The following is a 16,898-nucleotide window of genomic DNA, read 5'->3' as shown; positions in this document are numbered from 1 at the left end:
TGAAATGTGGAATTATTTTAAATGGGAATTTAGACAATTTTTTACGGATAAGAAAAACATAGCTGTGTATGTGATTTTACTTTTTTTGGCGTTATATTTTGCATTAAAAGTCGCACCTGCGTATGACCCTATTGAAAAAGTCGATGTAGCAGAAATGGAAGCACGTTATAAAACGAGAGATGATTTTGTCAAAAACGTAGGAGGTAGAAAAAATAAACATCGTGATGCGCGCTATGCGCTTTCGATGTTCCTTCAATGGGATAATTATGATAGAGAAAGAATGGAAGCATTAGGTGAGAAGGATTATATAAAATATGTGAAAGTAACAGCAAAATGGTATAAGTATTCTGATGCATTGATCGTAAATAGTGATGAATTATTCTACAACCCCCTCTATTACACCTATGACAATGATTTTGGTCATGCCGATGGACATTATAGTTATGGCTATACAGGTAGTAGATTTACTGGATATGTAGAGGGAAATTCGGAGCTTTCGATAGAGCTGTTTGAAGAAAGAAGTGCTCTACAAACGTTGCAACGTTTATTAAATGGCTATTTACCAATTGTATTGTTTATAAGCTGTATCTTTTTTTCTGTAGATATTGTATTGAAAGATCGTCGTAATCCAAGTTTATTAAAAGGTTTTCCTATTACCGATTGGAAAAAGCTATGTATGAAAGGACTAGTTGCTTTTTTAGGAAGTATTTTGTCATTCATACCTCTATGTGTAGGTTTCATAATTATCGGGTTACAAAATGGCTTTGGTGATTTTTCACTCCCGGTACCAATATACTCTTACATAGAAGAAACCTTTACGAATATGACGATGGGTACATTCATTTTGAAAAATGCTTTGTTCATTAGTGTTTGGATTCTATTCTTTATAGCTATCATTTTGTTCCTAAGTCTAATTGTGAAGGCTGAATTCATTAATTTATTTGTTAGCTTTATCGTGATAGCAGCTGAGTGGCTTTATTTTGATCGAGGGATGGGAGCTTATACAGAAATTGAGGGCTATCCAACCTCCTATGTACAAGTAGGACAAATTATTTCGGGTTATAAAAATTTTATTTATGAATCACTGCACTTAACCTATCAAAATGGGTTAATAATTGTAGGAAGTTGCACGCTTATCATGATGGTATTGACATTAATTGTGAGTCAGTCTAAAAGATTTAAGTTAATAGTATAAGGATGATAGATATGTTGGAATTGAAACAAATTGGTGTTCAATTTGGAGATAAACAAGTATTAAAGGATATATCGATTCCGTTCCACCAGGAGAGATTATCGGTTTTGTAGCCCCGAATGGAACTGGAAAATAGACGCTCATGAATGTAATTATGAACTATTTATCACCGAATAAGGGCAAGGTAATTTTGAATAATGAACTACAATATTCAAATAAGGCAAACGAAGTGAAGATTCACCAAGCTGTTTCGATGATGCCTGACCAAAGTGATTTATATAATCATGTATCTGGAAAAGATTATTTGAACCAGGACACACCCACATTAGGAGCCATCGCGCAATATTTAATAGAGCAACAGTTGTCCGATTTTAGTTTTAGTAAGTTGACATTGAATGATTGAGTGTCAGTAAAGGTAATGACTTCTAAAAACAAAGGTTATTTGCGATTCTTGAAGTGGACCTTGCGATTAGCTCGATCCAATTTGCGATTCTCCGTTTAAAGGGCAAGATTCCAAGGTTACTTGCGATTCACGAAGCGAACCTTGCGATTTGTCCTATTTGTCTTGCGATTAACCACATACAATCCAAAAGCATTTGCTAAATGACAGTACAAGTATATTAGGCTATAATTAAACACATTGTAATCACCCTTCAACTAATAGAAAGGGGTTTTTTTGTGATTAAATTACATAATGCAAGTAAAAGTTTTTCAGCATTTCAAGCCATTAAATCTGTTTCCTTAATGATAGATGATGGCGAGATTCACGGAATTATTGGAGCTAGTGGAGCAGGCAAGTCCACTTTGCTTAGATTAATGAATTTATTGGAAATCCCCGATGATGGTGAAGTAGAGGTTAATGGTCAAAGCTTAACCAACTTGAGCAGCAAAGAGCTTCGACAAGCACGAAAAAAAATTGGGATGATTTTTCAGCATTTTAATCTAGTCGCAAATAAAACCGTTTATGAAAATGTCGTCGTTTCCCTGGAGTTGGCCAACATTCCCAAAAAAGAACAAAGTAGTCGCGTGATAGAGTGTCTTCAGTTTGTTGGGTTGGAGAATTTAATAGAACAATATCCAGCACAGTTAAGTGGTGGACAAAAGCAGCGCGTTGCAATTGCAAGAGCAATTGCGAATAATCCTCAAATTTTGTTATGCGATGAACCAACCTCTTCTCTCGATCCAAATACAACCGCTGAAATACTAGAGGTATTAGAAAATATCAATAAAAGCCTAGGTGTTACAATCGTCATTGTCAGTCATGAGATGGAAGTGATTAAAAGTATATGTAATCGAGTAACTGTAATGGCAGATGGAGAAATATATCAAACAGTATTAATTGATCCAAAAAGGATTCAAATTAAAGATAATAGCCCTAGCTACTTTGTAGAGCAGTTAACAAAGGATGGTGAGATGGGCGATGCCTGAGATATTAGTCCAATATGAAGCAGAAATTTGGATGTCGATCGGTGAAACCTTTATAATGGTTGGTGCATCTATAGTAGCTGCGATTTTATTAGGTCTTCCAGTGGGAACTTTACTTTTCCTTTGTCGAAAGGGTCAGGTGATCGAGAATCGGTTAGTTTTTACTGTTTTAAATTTATTAGTAAATATTATTCGTTCTTTTCCGTTCTTATTATTAGTTGTTTTTTTAATACCTTTTACAAGATTAATCATTGGGACTGCTATTGGCACAACAGCTGCAATTGTTCCTTTATCGATAATAGCCATTGCGCATTATTCACGATTAGTTGAGCAATCTTTATTGGACGTACCAAAGGGTGTAATGGAAGCGGCAATTTCAATGGGGGCATCTGTTAAGGAAATAATATTTAAATTTCTTTATGTCGAGACTAGATCTGGTCTTGTTCTTGGTTTAACGACATCAATTATTAGTTTTATTTCCTATTCGACTATAATGGGAGTAGTTGGAGGTGGGGGTATAGGTGACTTTGCTATACGCTATGGATATCAACAATTTAAAACAGATTTAATGATTTATATGATTATTATTATGATAATACTAGTACAGCTTATTCAATTTATTGGTACAACTGTAGCAAGAAAGATTGATAAGAGATAGATAATTGGAGGAAAACATGAAAAAATTACTTTTTTTAATGACAATGTTTGTATTAATTTTAGCTGGTTGTAGCCAGGAGAAAGAGACGAATGATAACGAAAAAGCGCAGGGTAATGATCAAGAGGAAATTACGTTGGAAGTAGCATCATTAATTCCCCCAATGACAGAGATTCTTGAGCTTATTAAACCAAAATTAGCAGAGGAATCTATTAATCTTGAAATTGTTGTATTAGGAGATAATGTTCAGCCTAACACTGCTCTAGCGGCAAGTGAAGTAGATGCGAACTTCTTCCAGCACGTTCCCTATATGGAGGAATTCAATAGAAACAACGATGCAAATTTAGTTCCAATTGTCCCTATATATTTTGCTAATTATGGTACGTATTCTAAAGAATACAATTCTATGGATGCATTGCCTGAGGGGGCCGTTATCGCTATTGCGAATGATATTTCAAATATAGATCGTTCTTTAGCATTGTTAGCTCAACATGATGTTATTACTTTAAAGGAGAAAACAGGTCCATACTACACGAAGGCTGACATTGAGGAAAATCCAAAAAACTATAAGTTTGAGGAAGTAGACTTGTTAATGCTAGCGAGAATGTATGATGATGCAGACGCTGTAGTAATGACACCTGCTTATGCTGCACCGCTTGGATTGACACCAAAAAGTGATGCTCTCCTAACTGAAGGTGACGATAATGACTTTGCCATTACTCTAGTAGCACGCGAAGACAATAAGGATTCGGAAGCCATTAAAAAGCTAGCTGAAGCTATGACAAGTAACGAAGTACGCGAATTTTTAGAAGAAAATTATGATGAAACTGCAATTCCAGCATTCTAATGCAGTTAAAAGGAAAGGGTTATGCGAGTTGTTTTTACAGCTAGGAATAGCCCTTTTATACTTCCAAAGCTTTAAGTTAAAGTATCCATTGTGGACAACGTACCTTATGTAATTGCGAAAATTGTATAGTAGCATCCCGCTGGTAATATTCTCACTATTTACTAGCTTTTAAATCACTTTTAAATCGCTTTCAAATAGCTTATAATTAACAGATATTAGAAGATAGTTTATCAATGATAAATTATAATTTATGATATGGTTATAGTAGAAATAAAAAAGATGTATTCCTGTAATTTAACTTGACATATTGTTATGCCTAAGTAGTATACATCCTTTATACAAATATACGGAGTAAGGAAGGTTAATATGAATAAGAGAGAAACTGAAACAGAAACAGAAGTTATCTTAATAGGTGCCGGAATTATGAGTGCTACTTTGGGAACATTATTGAAGGAATTAAAACCGGAGTGGAAAATAAAAGTATTTGAGAAACTCGATAAAGCAGGGGAAGAAAGCTCTAACGAATGGAATAACGCAGGGACAGGGCATGCAGCACTATGTGAGCTAAATTACACTTCAGAAAATCCAGATGGGTCTATAAATATTAATAAAGCAATCAATATTAATGAACAATTTCAACTTTCAATGCAGTTTTGGTCTTATCTTGTAAATAGCAAGCTACTAAATAATCCAGAAGACTTTATCATGCCATTACCTCATATGAGTATGGTACAAGGAGAAGATAATGTAGCTTTTTTAAAGAAACGTTTTGAAGCAATGTCAAATAATCCTCTATTCGAAGGAATGGAATTTTCCAATGATCCAGAAAAACTGAATGAATGGATTCCGCTTATCATGCAAGATCGTCCTACGACGGAAGCTATTGCAGCTACTAAAATTGATTCTGGAACAGATGTTAACTTTGGAGCTTTAACACGTATGTTGCTTGACCACCTAAAGAGTCAAAACGTTGATATTAATTACAATAATAGTGTGGAAAATCTTAAACGTACGAGTGATGGCAAGTGGGAAGTGAAAGTGAAAAATGATGCTGAAGGTAAAATCGAATTTCATACAGCAAAATTCATCTTCGTCGGAGGCGGTGGCGGAAGTCTTCATTTACTACAAAAATCTGGTATTCCTGAAGGAAAACATATTGGTGGATTCCCTGTAAGTGGATTATTTTTAGTATGTAACAAGCCGGAAGTTGTAGAGCAGCACCATGCAAAAGTATACGGGAAAGCTAAGGTTGGTGCTCCACCAATGTCAGTACCACATCTAGATACAAGATTTATCGACAATAAAAAATCACTATTATTTGGACCGTTTGCTGGTTTCTCACCAAAGTTTTTAAAAACAGGTTCAATGTTGGATTTAGTAACTTCTGTAAAACCAGATAACCTAACAACTATGCTGGCGGCGGGAGCGAAAGAGTTATCCTTAACAAAATACTTGATACAGCAAGTTATGTTATCAAAAGAAAAACGTATTGAAGAATTACGTGAGTTTATCCCGAATGCTAAACTGGAGGATTGGGATACAGTAGTTGCGGGTCAACGTGTACAAGTTATCAAGGATACTGAAGCTGGCGGCAAAGGTACACTTCAATTTGGTACAGAGATTGTCACTGCCGCTGACGGTTCAATCGCAGCATTATTAGGTGCTTCTCCAGGTGCTTCTACAGCTGTTCACGCTATGCTTGAAATTCTTGATAGATGCTTCCCAGAACATATGCAAGAATGGGAACCGAAGATTAAAGAGATGATTCCTTCCTATGGAGTGTCACTAATGGAAAATCCAGAGCTTTTGGAAGAAGTTCATACTTCAACCGCAGATACACTTGGCTTAAGCAAAAAAGAGCAGGTCTATAGTTAATTCTTTTCTTTAAAACGTAGAATCTTTAATCTGTCTATAGATAGATTAAAGATTCTTTTTTTCATACTTAAGATCATAAGAGCAGATACAAAAAGAAACCTCTAACATAAATTAAAATCGTCGAATTGGATAAGATACTCTATGAGGAGTACTTTTGAAGTATTTCTCAAAATATTTCAATGAGGAGGACAACAATGCCAAATGTAGAAGTGAAATGTGCTGTATCAAATTGTATTTTCCATGCAAAAGGAAATGTTTGTGGAGCTGAAAAGATTGAAATCGATATGGATTACAATGCAAACAACAATAATACAGAGTTTGCTTCTGAATTTGATTACCGCTCTATTTCTGAAGAAGCAAGCCATTCTGCAGATACGTGCTGTAAAACGTTCAAACCTAAAGAAGATCAAAAATAGTATTATTTTTAATAATACTGAAATGGGATCGAACCATTTAGGTTGAATATTGGCAGATGTAAACTAAACATTGAGATGGAGGGACTAAAGGAAATTATCCTTTAGTCCCTCTTTAAATAAGGGACAACTTACTGAAAAAAATTGTTTAAAATTTAAACGGTAGAAAAAAGGTTGACCTGTTTTTGGATAGTGATATTCTAAATAGAATACTTTTATTCAATGTCTTATGTAAAGAAAGTAGGTTTTATATGGATACAGTACTATTTTTTGCAATTATTGTAGTGGCCTCCATTCTTCAAACGAGTACCGGATTTGGTTTTTCTATTTTGGCTACTCCCTTCCTTCTTTTAATATTTGAACCTATGGAAGCAATACAAATTAACCTTTTGTTATCATTAGTTATTTCTGGTGCTTTAATAACTAAGATTATAAATGATATAGATTTTGAAGTATTAAAAAGGTTTGTACTTGGAAGTGTCACAGGACTGCCGATAGGAATTATGATTTTCTTACTAATAGATATTAATAAAATTAAATTGGGAATAGGTCTTATCATCTTAGTTTTAACAATAATGCTTATACTTAGATTTAGAATAAAACAGAATAAAAAACGAGATTTGATTGTGGGCGGATTATCAGGTTCTCTAACAACTAGTATTGGGATGCCAGGACCACCTTTATTGTTGTATTTTTCCGGTACAGATACTCAAAAAGAAAAGTTGCGCGGTACTACGCTGGCATTTTATTTATTTATCTATTCAGTGAGTCTAATAATCCAAGTCATTTTTGCGGGAACAAGCAAAACAGTTTGGGTATCTAGCGGAATTGCTTTACCATTTGTACTAATTGGACTGTACTTGGGTCAACTATTATTTAAGCGGATTAATCAAAATATTTTTCGCATATTTACATATATCATTTTGTTGTTTACAGGATTATACATGTTTTTTGAAAGTTTGAGTTAAGTGTTATTAAAATTAGATAGAAAAAAGAAGGAGATTGCTTGATACACAGAGCAATCTCCTTCTTTTTGTTGTAAAGGGGATATTTAAAAGAGATTACATTGATTTATTTACTATTTAAAAAACGGAATTTTTTTCAGTACTACACAAACTGGGATGGCTACACAAAGTCCTACAACATTTTGTACGATGTTCCCAGGTATAGAGGCAGCCGGTACAATCCAACTTTTAAAGATGATTGCTTCTCCAAGATAATAGACACCTAGCATAAAAGGAATAGAAACAATCGTTGCAAATAAATTGAGTGCTAAACTACTTCCGTTGCGTCCCTTCGACCAAGCAATTTTACCCACGATATATCCCTGCAAGCCGCGTGCTAAAAACGTAATTGGTGCCCATAAAATCCAAGGACCTACTAAATCGAATAAACCCATACCAAGAGCCCCAGCAATAGCACCTTTTTTAGGACCAAATAAAATAGAAGAGATAAAGAGTACAGCTGTCCCAAGGTGAACTAAACCACCGTTTGCTGTGATGGGTAATTTAATGTTTAACATAACTGTAGCAATGAAGACAAGGGCAATTAACATAGATGTAATAATTAAATCGAAAGTACGTGCCGGGGAATAGCTTATTGTTTTTTGCATAGTTAAAACCTTCCTTTTCAATATTTTTTATGAGTTAAGAATTACATTAGCAAGGAATTGATCTTTTTAAAAGTATCAATTTAACGAAAATTGTAGTGGTCAGTTTGTAGGTGAACCAGCTAAATAATATGTGTTCCTAAATAGTCTAAGATTAAAAGTAGGTTGATTTATCAATTTACATAGTTAGAGGACTTTTAAATTGAGTATCGAATTAGAATAAGAGGTTAAATCAAGATTTTTAAGAATTGGGGTAAAGATAAAATTAGCTTTAATCATCCTCTAAGGAGAACATAGTTATGGAACAGAAAATAAAAATGGAGAAATACAATCCCGTGTGGGAAAAAAACTTTCGATGTTTATCTTCTATTTATCAAAATAAATTAGGGGACTTAATTCTCTCTGTTGAACATGTAGGTAGCACATCGGTAAAAGGATTAAGTGCTAAACCAATAATCGATATTGATATTGTCATCCAAAATAATCATCTCCTTCCTCCAGTGATAAAAGGACTCGAGGAATTAGGTTACTATCATGAGGGAGATTTGGGGATTAAGAACAGGGAAGCCTTTGCCAGAACCAATCAAAATGTCCCAAAAGACAATGAAGGTACAATCTGGATGGAACATCATCTATATGTATGTCTTCTGAGTAGCGATGAATTGAGGAGGCATCTAATTTTTAGAGATTATTTAAGGGATCATCCCGAAGCACTACGTACATATGAAAGTTTAAAAAGAGAATTAGCAAGAAGTACAAATGATAGAGAATCCTATACACAGGGAAAAGGATATTTTATAGAATCCATATTAAATAATCCTCAAGAGGATTCAAATATTTGAAAAAAGGTGAAATGAAGGGGTTACTAATGTGAACTATATAAAATCTATAAAAAGGGAGTGAAGAATATTATTAGTAAAGCTGCTCCATATATTTTCCTCATTGGCCTATTCTGTATAGTATTGGACGGACTTTGGATTGTAGAGTCATATGATTCGATTATTTCCTATCCAAGAGAGGTATTTGTTTACTTAATAATAGGGATGTGTTTGATCGCTATCTCCTACTTCTTATTCAAATTTAAAAAGCCTCTAAGTTTAGAAGTAAAAAGGGGTTCTGACTGGAGAGATAATCGAGTTTATATTCGTAGAATTTGGGATGAAAGAGATAAATTGGGGGGGAGATTGGTTGTATGTCTCCTTATTGTTTTGGTGATTATTTCTATTTTTGATTTTGGACTAGCCGTTCGCTTACTATCACCGATTCTATTTTGTGTGATGGTTATAGTAGCCTTTTTCTATTCGATGTATCATGATGACATGGAAATGGAAGATGATGAAAAGTTAAAACCAAAAACTGCTAAAGTTAGAAAGCTAATGAGTTTAATTGATTATAGAAATCATTTCTATAGCTTGTCCTTGCTTCTATTTATAGTAATAATTTTCTCCTACTTAATAACGAAAGAGCTAGGGTATACATTCGCTGAAATAAGTGGTGGTATGAATGCAATGACTTTAGAAGGTGGAATGTACTGCTTATCTGGACTTATTTTTTTGTGTGGGTTTATCTATATCATCCATCACGTGGACTTTTTGGGAATTCGACAGGCAAAACAGAATTACGAAAAGGTATTAAGAATCCATTTTATAGAACTTATTTTTGTGGGAATAGTTTTCTTTATCTGGATAATATCTTTAGTTTTCGGCAAGCAGAGTCCATAGCTTAAGTTAAACAAATATAGCGGGAAAAAGGTTACTATAATTACCATTTTTCCGCTATATCTTTGAAGTTTTATACATACAATCCTGCTAAAAAGATTCCCAATGCCTCTTCATAGATCTCATCAAATTGGGAAAGTGGCAGGGGATTTGTTCCTGTGCCGAGCTCGATAGTAAAGCCGGGTCTGCGCCAATCCTGGATAAACCAGTCTTTATAGCCGGCGTAGCTATCAATCGTCTGTACAGGTTCGTATCCACTGACTCTACTAAACTCAGCGACCATTGCCTCGGACTCTGGTGGTTCGAGGTTTTCAAATCCCCAATAGATCACTTCACCCTGTGTGTGAAATGCTAGTACTCTTGCAAAATCACGACTCCTTGTCAGATCCGCCATCGCAATTGCTTCTGGCTCCGATAATGGACTTTCTCCCCCATAATCTCTCGGACCCGGAACTTTAGGGTTTCGTGCTCGTTCTAAATCCCATTTCGCGGGAAATTGATCATTTAAGTCGACACCTCGGATATTTGCTTTCCATCCGGAAAAATCAGAGCTGCCATTATTCCACTCAATCACTCTACTTCTCCAAGGACTTTCATCAGGAAGCCCATTTATCACGAGATTCACGCCATCGGGATTCACCATTGGAACTAGAGACAACGAGGTTTGTGAATACAACGGGAATGTATCAAGTCCACGAATAGGAGTTTGGTTAGTTAAGGACAATGCGTAATCATTTAAAAAGGTTAATAAGACGGGTGTCGTAATCCATTCATTCGCATGAAAGGAAGCATTATAATGAACCCTTTTTTCTCCACTGCCTATTAAAATTTCAGGAATTTGTCGATTTTCGACTGAATTACCGATAGCAGATACTAGCAAGAATGGATAAACAGTTTGTAATTGCCTAATATCATTCATCATCGTGCTAAAATCATAATTTTGTTTTCCATTCACAATTCTCCAAGTTACTCTTACGGGAACATTTATTGTCTGTCCGATTTGCAGGCGTATTGGATTGAGAGTAGGATTACTAAGTAGAAGTACATCTAGTGGAAGATTTCTACTGCTAGCAATTGACCATAGGGAGTCTCCAGATCTAATTTGATACTGAGTAGTAATATAACCTGGAATTTGAATACGCACACCTACTGAAAGTATTTGTGGGTTAATATTGCGGTTAGAATCAATAATAAGTTTAAAAGGAATCCTAAATAATTGACTATAATACCAAAGGGAATCCCCGGGTCTAACATATACATCCATGTCGTTCTCTCCTTTAGATAAAAAAGCTAATCATAAAAGTATATGAAACGAATTCCGAAAAAGTGAGGAGTTAGTATGAAGGTCTAGTAATTCTTAAGACCATAAGAGCAAGAATGAGGTCGCGATATCGTAGAACTGTTGATAGAATGGATTACAAGAATATCCAAAAGAGGGATGTGAATATTTTGATGGATACTATCCATCTTTCCTTCGAGGAAATGTGGGATAAAATTATGACCTGCGACCGAATGTACGATGGACTATTCTATACGGCGGTAAAAACGACGAAAATATATTGCCGTCCTTCCTGTCGATCGAGAAAGCCGAAAATGAAAAACGTTGAATTTTTTCAGTGTATTCAAGAAGTTGAAAAAGCGGGATATCGTGCGTGTAAAAGATGTAAGCCAGAGGTAGAGCACTCACCTCATATAGAAGTTGTAAAAAGTGTCATTGGTTTCCTAGTCAATAACTATAAACAAAAACTAGAGTTATTGGATATCGCCAATCATGTTGGGCTAAGCCCCTATTATTTGGAACGATTATTTAAAATGGAAACTGGGGTAACACCTCGTAGCTATTTAGAGAAAATCCGAATAGAGAAAGCTGTGTATTTATTGAAAAACACGGGCCTAACTAACTTGGAGATTTGCTATGAAACCGGGTTTCAAAGTTCATCAAACTTTTATAAGATTTTTCGATATTTGCAAAACTGTTCTCCAAGTGAGTATAGAAAACAAAAAGGTAAGGATGAGTTAGATGGATAAATTATATACAGTAGACTACAAATCACCGATTGGGGTTTTAGAAATAATAGGGACAGATCAAGCCATTAGTTCCATTCTATTTGTAGAAAGAGAAGAAATGGTAAATACATTGCAAGAAGATACTCCTCAGGTTCTAAAAGATTGCCTTACTCAAATAGAAGATTACTTTAAAGGGAAGCTTCATGAATTTACCTTTCCTTATGTGATGAATGGAACCATCTTTCAACAGTCTGTGTGGAATGCTTTAAAAGGTATTTCCTATGCAGAAACAGGATCTTATAAAGATATTGCGATTTCAATTGGCAATGAAAAAGCAATACGAGCTGTAGGAAGCGCCAATGGTAGGAACAAGTTAACTATCGTAATACCCTGTCATCGGATAATTGGTACAAATGGAAAGTTAACAGGCTATGCAGGTGGGCTCTGGAGAAAAGAATGGTTACTTCAGCATGAACAGAAGGTTAAAAATACAAGGTTATAAAAGGTAAATGGGAATAAGTAAAAGCACATCGGAGTCGATGTGCTTTTTAGATGATTAATCTTTTCTCATTATAAAGCTTAAATGTCTTCCTGCTTGTTTATCTTCACGATAGGAGAATCCATCTGAACTCAAAAATGTGCATATGGGATCGATTATAATTTGGTCAGAAGGGATTCCAGCAAGCTCGCATTGTTTTTTTACAGTCATCTGGTTGTCAATATGATATTTGTTAGTGGATTCCTTATAATACATGAAGTCATTGGCATAGCCTAAGTCGTTAAATTTTGCATAGACATCGGTATCGACTTCGAATTTCTCTTGGCTTAGTGCAGCGCCTATTTGAACATGGAAGTCACTTGGATTACAGTTTTCCACCTCTATTAAGTGTTTAAATAGTTTGGGGGTAACTTCCTTAATCGTTCCTTGCCAACCCGAGTGAATGACACCAATAAGACCATTTACTTTATTGTAAAAAATAACCGGAACACAATCCGCTGTAAAGCTCGACAGAACAATATTTGGTTCAAATGTATACAGGGCATCTGTATCGGCTATTGCTGTATCTTTCGTTCTGGCGCCACGTCCTTTATCTTCAAGTGTTACTCGATGAAAATGAGCACTATGTGTTTGATTGGCACAAACGAAATTATCAATCCCACAAGATAAAGAAGTTGCTAATTTTTTACGGTTTTCTAAAACATGCTCTAGATTTATACATGCATGTAGAGCCATATTTCCCTGTTCTAATTCCTCTTTATCCTTCATGGTCATCCCTGCGATTATCTTTTCATTGTTTAGATACATTTTTATATTCATATGATCACCTAATGTCACTATATAATAGTGCGTTTTAAATGTATAGAAATACAATGTTTTCTACTGTGAGCTCGGTCTAAAGTTGACCTGAAAATGTTATACTCATATTATTAAATACATCCATCCATATAGGGGAGTTTTATGGTTTTTAAACGACATCAATTAACTACTAATAAATGGAGTGCCTTGGTAATCACGATATTATTCACTGTAATTGCTAGTGAATTTAAAGTTATTCCTTTCAATGGGGAGGACTTCCGCTTTGGATTAGGAAGTGCTGCTTTTTTCTTTCTTTTGTTAATTTTTCAGCCAGCTTCGTTTGTCCTCACTGGTCTTTTTACAGGAGTTGCTGTTGTAGTTGTACGAATCGGGGAAGATATGATTTTTACGGATGATGCTTTTTGGTTAATCTTTGAGAATCATTTACCAGCATTTTTATTTTATTTTCTATTTGCAGCTGTTTTAAGTGTTATTAAGTTAGAGCGTTTCAAAACTGCACCTTTTTTACTTGGAGCAGTTGCTACAGCAATTGAGTTTACGGCTAATAGTGTGGAACATATTGCTCGTTATTTGTTAGTAAGCGATTTGCATTTTGAGTTTCGAGAATGGGTATTATTAGTATTAGTAGCCATTTTTCGAAGTTATTTTGTAGTAGGTTTATATAGTTCCATTACAATAATGGAACAAAATAAGCGTATGCAGGGAATGTTGGAGATTGGTTCTAATCTATACGCAGAAACACTCTATTTACAAAAATCGATGAATCATATTGAACAAATCACCGCATCTAGCTATGATCTATATCGTCAGCTAAAAAAACAAGAATATCATTCTTTAAGTGTCCAAGCACTGCATGTTGCGCAGGAAATACATGAGGTGAAAAAGGATTCTCAACGAATTCTAGCAGGTTTAGAGAAAATTACAAAAACTAAGAGAGAGATGCATTATTTTCTTTCAGAGGTACTCCAACTTGTTATTCATGCCAATGAAAAATATAGTGAATTGCTAAAAAAGCAAATTGTTATTCACTCTACTATTTCAATTGATTTTGAAACGGAGCAGCAAATTCCGTTACTGGCGATATTGAATAATTTGGTTGCGAATGCAGTAGAAGCAATTTTATATGACGGAGAAATTTATATAGATATGTATGAGGAATTTCACCATACATGGTTTGTTATTAAAGATACTGGAAGAGGTATCTCAAAAGAAGATCAAGCAATTGTTTTTGAACCAGGCTATACAACAAAATTCAATGATCAAGGAGTAGCTGCAACAGGTATTGGATTATCACACACACAAGAAATTATTCAAACGTTAGAAGGGCATATCGACATTACATCACTTGAAAAGGGTGTTATTTTTAAAATTAGTATTCCAACAAAAAACTTGAGAAGGTAGGGGAGGAACACTGCGCTATTATATTGTAGATGATGACCCAGCAAGCCGTTTAATGCTTAAAAAAATCATAACAGAGGGAGAGCTGGGGCTAGTTGTTGGGGAAGCAGAAAATGGATTGGAAAGTATATCACCCATTCTCACAACAGAACCAGATGTTGTTCTCATAGATTTTCTAATGCCAGAATTAGATGGACTTGAAACAATTGAACAATTGAAAGGTAAGGGATTTGAAGGGCAATTTATAATGATTTCTCAAGTTGTCAATAAGGAGATGGTGGGAGAAGCATATATAAAAGGTATTGAGTTTTTTATACATAAGCCAATTAATCGTGTTGAAGTTCAAAGCATCTTAACGAAAACAGCGGAACAATTTCGTTTGAAGGACTCTCTCTTGGCGATAAAAGATTCCTTATCAAATATTGTTTCTTTAAACCCAGTGCCAAAAAAGCAAAGTGTTAGAGAGATTGTTAGTTCGAAGCTAAGCGACATGGGGATAGTGGGAGAAGTAGGAAGCAATGATCTGATCTCGATAGTTGAAGTACTTATTCATCAAAGTAACCCTTTAAGCAAATTTCCTCCATTGAAAGATATATATGAATCGCGTGCGGCGAAACAGGATGTGGAAGATATCAAAAAAGAAATGAAGGCAATCGAACAGCGACTGCGAAGAACGATATTATTAGCTATGCAACATATGGCTACAATTGGCGCCATTGACTATACAAACCCGGAATTCGAGCATTATGCACCAAGATACTTCGATTTTCAAGAAATTCGAAAATTAACAATAGAAATAGGAGAAAATAGGTTAAATCCTTCTAAAATAAAGGTAAATATAAAAAAATTTCTTCAAGTGCTTTATCTAGAAGTACTAGAAAGTTATAAATAGCCTTAGGAGAAAGTGAAACTTCAATCAGTGGGGTTTTCTTCGTCCGCACTGATTGTTAGTTATACTGTCCGTTAATGCGAGATAAATTTACGAATGTAAAGATAAATGTAGGATTCTGTATGATTTTATAAGTTGCCCATATACTACTATCTAAGCTAATCTGTTTTTCAGAAAGCGGTTACAAGTTTGGGAGTGGTGACTTTAAGATGAAAAGAAAATTTAAATTTACATTAGCATATCAAATTTTAGTAGGGTTGGTCCTAGGTATTATTGTGGGGGCCGTTTTCTTTGGAAATCCTTCCGTTGAAAAATACTTACAGCCCATAGGGACCATGTTTATCAATATGATTAAGATGATTGTTGTTCCAATCATTGTTTCGACTTTAATCTTAGGTGTTGCTGGAACGGGAAATATTAAGCAGTTAGGAAAATTAGGTGGGAAAACACTTATTTATTTTGAACTCGTAACAACTTTTGCGATTATCGTTGGATTGTTTGCAGCGAATATTTTCCAACCTGGTGAAGGTATCGACATGTCAAGCCTAGCTAAAGGTGATATTGATCAATATGTTCAAACGACTGAGGAAGTGCAGAAAGAGGATCATGGAATATTAGATATTATTGTAGGAATAGTTCCAGATAATATTGTTGAAGCGATGGCAGCAGGAGAAATGCTTCCAATTATTTTCTTCTCCGTATTATTTGGATTAGGGATCGCAGCAATTGGTGAGAAAGGAAAGCCTGTCCTAGCTTTCTTCCAGGGAACAGCGGATGCTATGTTCTGGGTCACAAACCTTATTATGAAGTTTGCTCCTTTTGGGGTTTTTGCCTTAATAGGGGTAACGGTTTCTAAATTCGGTCTCGAGTCTTTATTGCCTTTAGGTAAGTTGATGATTCTCGTGTATGCAACGATGATATTCTTTATAATTGTTGTACTTGGCGGAATAGCTAAATTAGTAGGTATTAATATATTCCATCTGTTAAAAGTATTAAAAGACGAACTCCTTTTAGCGTATTCAACGTCAAGTTCGGAAACAGTTTTACCAAAAGTAATGGAGAAAATGGAGAAGTTCGGATCACCAAAGGATATTGTGTCTTTTGTAGTGCCAACGGGATATTCATTTAACTTGGATGGATCTACCTTGTATCAAGCAATTGCGGCTATCTTCATAGCTCAGATGTATGGAATTGACTTAAGTATTTCTCAACAGATTACATTAGTGTTAGTTCTAATGGTCACTTCTAAAGGTATTGCAGGAGTTCCAGGCGTCTCGTTTGTTGTGTTACTGGCAACTTTAGGAACAGTTGGTATTCCACTTGAAGGTCTAGCCTTCATCGCAGGAATTGACCGTCTTCTAGATATGGCTCGTACAGTTGTTAACGTTGTTGGGAATGCATTAGCTACAATTGTTATGGCTAAGTGGGAAGGTCGATTCGATCAACAAAAAGAAAAAGAGTATTATCTTTCTTTAGAAGAAAGGGTTTAAAATATCTTTGTTGAGTGAAATAAGTCGTTTTCTATAGCAGTAATCAACAAAACCGGCTATCC

The 16,898-nt window shown here is 35.1% G+C and carries 18 protein-coding genes; 15 read left to right on the top strand and 3 right to left on the bottom strand.

The features are described 5' to 3' along the window. Positions 1 to 4 precede the first annotated feature (4 nt). The 8 genes from ACN6MX_RS19655 to ACN6MX_RS19620 all read left to right on the top strand — a co-directional run bounded on the left by ACN6MX_RS19655 (position 5) and on the right by ACN6MX_RS19620 (position 7,375). A complete protein-coding gene (locus ACN6MX_RS19655) occupies positions 5 to 1,195 on the top strand; it encodes an ABC transporter permease (protein WP_419960451.1) in 1,191 nt (396 codons plus the stop codon). A 187-nt stretch (positions 1,196 to 1,382) separates the two neighbouring features. Continuing rightward, on the top strand, positions 1,383 to 1,595 hold the full coding sequence (locus tag ACN6MX_RS19650) for a hypothetical protein (protein ID WP_419960450.1): 213 nt from the start codon (positions 1,383 to 1,385) through the stop codon (positions 1,593 to 1,595). A gap of 275 nt (positions 1,596 to 1,870) precedes the next feature. After that, positions 1,871 to 2,620: a methionine ABC transporter ATP-binding protein gene (locus ACN6MX_RS19645; RefSeq protein WP_419960449.1), complete on the top strand. Its 750-nt coding sequence runs from the start codon at positions 1,871 to 1,873 to the stop codon at positions 2,618 to 2,620. Beyond that, entirely contained in the window at positions 2,613 to 3,275 is a 663-nt protein-coding gene (locus ACN6MX_RS19640; protein WP_419960448.1) for a methionine ABC transporter permease, read from the top strand. The genes ACN6MX_RS19645 and ACN6MX_RS19640 overlap by 8 nt, the downstream gene beginning before the upstream one ends. Positions 3,276 to 3,291: 16 nt before the next feature. Beyond that, a complete protein-coding gene (locus ACN6MX_RS19635; protein WP_419960447.1) occupies positions 3,292 to 4,119 on the top strand; it encodes a MetQ/NlpA family ABC transporter substrate-binding protein in 828 nt (275 codons plus the stop codon). 342 nt (positions 4,120 to 4,461) lie between these two features. After that, positions 4,462 to 5,994 (top strand): malate:quinone oxidoreductase, encoded by a 1,533-nt coding sequence (locus ACN6MX_RS19630; protein ID WP_419962671.1) that lies wholly within the window; start codon positions 4,462 to 4,464, stop codon positions 5,992 to 5,994. Positions 5,995 to 6,188: 194 nt separating this feature from the next. After that, positions 6,189 to 6,410 carry a DUF1540 domain-containing protein gene (locus ACN6MX_RS19625; RefSeq protein WP_419960446.1) on the top strand — a complete coding sequence of 74 codons (222 nt, stop codon included), beginning with the start codon at positions 6,189 to 6,191 and terminating at the stop codon, positions 6,408 to 6,410. A 248-nt stretch (positions 6,411 to 6,658) separates the two neighbouring features. Then, positions 6,659 to 7,375 (top strand): sulfite exporter TauE/SafE family protein, encoded by a 717-nt coding sequence (locus tag ACN6MX_RS19620; RefSeq protein WP_419960445.1) that lies wholly within the window; start codon positions 6,659 to 6,661, stop codon positions 7,373 to 7,375. Positions 7,376 to 7,485: 110 nt separating this feature from the next. Here ACN6MX_RS19620 and ACN6MX_RS19615 read toward each other — a convergent pair whose 3' ends face one another. Then, a complete protein-coding gene (locus tag ACN6MX_RS19615; protein ID WP_419960444.1) occupies positions 7,486 to 8,019 on the bottom strand; it encodes an ECF transporter S component in 534 nt (177 codons plus the stop codon). A 296-nt stretch (positions 8,020 to 8,315) separates the two neighbouring features. Here ACN6MX_RS19615 and ACN6MX_RS19610 point away from each other — a divergent pair, with 296 nt between their 5' ends. Together ACN6MX_RS19610 and ACN6MX_RS19605 are read left to right on the top strand one after the other, a co-directional pair. Beyond that, positions 8,316 to 8,858: a GrpB family protein gene (locus ACN6MX_RS19610; RefSeq protein ID WP_419960443.1), complete on the top strand. Its 543-nt coding sequence runs from the start codon at positions 8,316 to 8,318 to the stop codon at positions 8,856 to 8,858. A 57-nt stretch (positions 8,859 to 8,915) separates the two neighbouring features. Further along, positions 8,916 to 9,737, top strand: a complete 822-nt coding sequence (locus ACN6MX_RS19605) for a hypothetical protein (RefSeq protein WP_419960442.1) — start codon at positions 8,916 to 8,918, stop codon at positions 9,735 to 9,737. 70 nt (positions 9,738 to 9,807) lie between these two features. Here the strand turns inward: ACN6MX_RS19605 and ACN6MX_RS19600 are convergent, their stop codons facing one another. Beyond that, positions 9,808 to 10,998 carry a M14 family metallopeptidase gene (locus tag ACN6MX_RS19600; RefSeq protein ID WP_419960441.1) on the bottom strand — a complete coding sequence of 397 codons (1,191 nt, stop codon included), beginning with the start codon at positions 10,996 to 10,998 and terminating at the stop codon, positions 9,808 to 9,810. Between the two features lie 188 nt (positions 10,999 to 11,186). On the opposite strand from ACN6MX_RS19600, the gene ACN6MX_RS19595 reads away from it, so the two are divergent. After that, a complete protein-coding gene (locus tag ACN6MX_RS19595) occupies positions 11,187 to 11,762 on the top strand; it encodes a bifunctional transcriptional activator/DNA repair enzyme AdaA (RefSeq protein ID WP_419962670.1) in 576 nt (191 codons plus the stop codon). Next, on the top strand, positions 11,755 to 12,243 hold the full coding sequence (locus ACN6MX_RS19590; protein ID WP_419960440.1) for a methylated-DNA--[protein]-cysteine S-methyltransferase: 489 nt from the start codon (positions 11,755 to 11,757) through the stop codon (positions 12,241 to 12,243). The genes ACN6MX_RS19595 and ACN6MX_RS19590 overlap by 8 nt, the downstream gene beginning before the upstream one ends. 54 nt (positions 12,244 to 12,297) lie before the next feature. Here ACN6MX_RS19590 and pgeF read toward each other — a convergent pair whose 3' ends face one another. Beyond that, positions 12,298 to 13,059 carry a peptidoglycan editing factor PgeF gene (gene pgeF, locus ACN6MX_RS19585; RefSeq protein ID WP_419960439.1) on the bottom strand — a complete coding sequence of 254 codons (762 nt, stop codon included), beginning with the start codon at positions 13,057 to 13,059 and terminating at the stop codon, positions 12,298 to 12,300. 141 nt (positions 13,060 to 13,200) lie between these two features. Here pgeF and ACN6MX_RS19580 point away from each other — a divergent pair, with 141 nt between their 5' ends. The 3 genes from ACN6MX_RS19580 to gltP all read left to right on the top strand — a co-directional run bounded on the left by ACN6MX_RS19580 (position 13,201) and on the right by gltP (position 16,836). Beyond that, positions 13,201 to 14,460: an ATP-binding protein gene (locus ACN6MX_RS19580; protein WP_419960438.1), complete on the top strand. Its 1,260-nt coding sequence runs from the start codon at positions 13,201 to 13,203 to the stop codon at positions 14,458 to 14,460. Between the two features lie 10 nt (positions 14,461 to 14,470). Continuing rightward, on the top strand, positions 14,471 to 15,349 hold the full coding sequence (locus ACN6MX_RS19575; RefSeq protein ID WP_419962669.1) for a response regulator: 879 nt from the start codon (positions 14,471 to 14,473) through the stop codon (positions 15,347 to 15,349). A gap of 206 nt (positions 15,350 to 15,555) precedes the next feature. Continuing rightward, a complete protein-coding gene (gltP, locus tag ACN6MX_RS19570; RefSeq protein ID WP_419960437.1) occupies positions 15,556 to 16,836 on the top strand; it encodes a glutamate/aspartate:proton symporter GltP in 1,281 nt (426 codons plus the stop codon). The last annotated feature ends 62 nt before the right edge of the window (positions 16,837 to 16,898 follow it).

This window comes from Psychrobacillus sp. BM2, assembly GCF_048572895.1.
Classification (GTDB): domain Bacteria; phylum Bacillota; class Bacilli; order Bacillales_A; family Planococcaceae; genus Psychrobacillus.
This window is presented reverse-complemented; position numbering and strand designations above follow the sequence as displayed.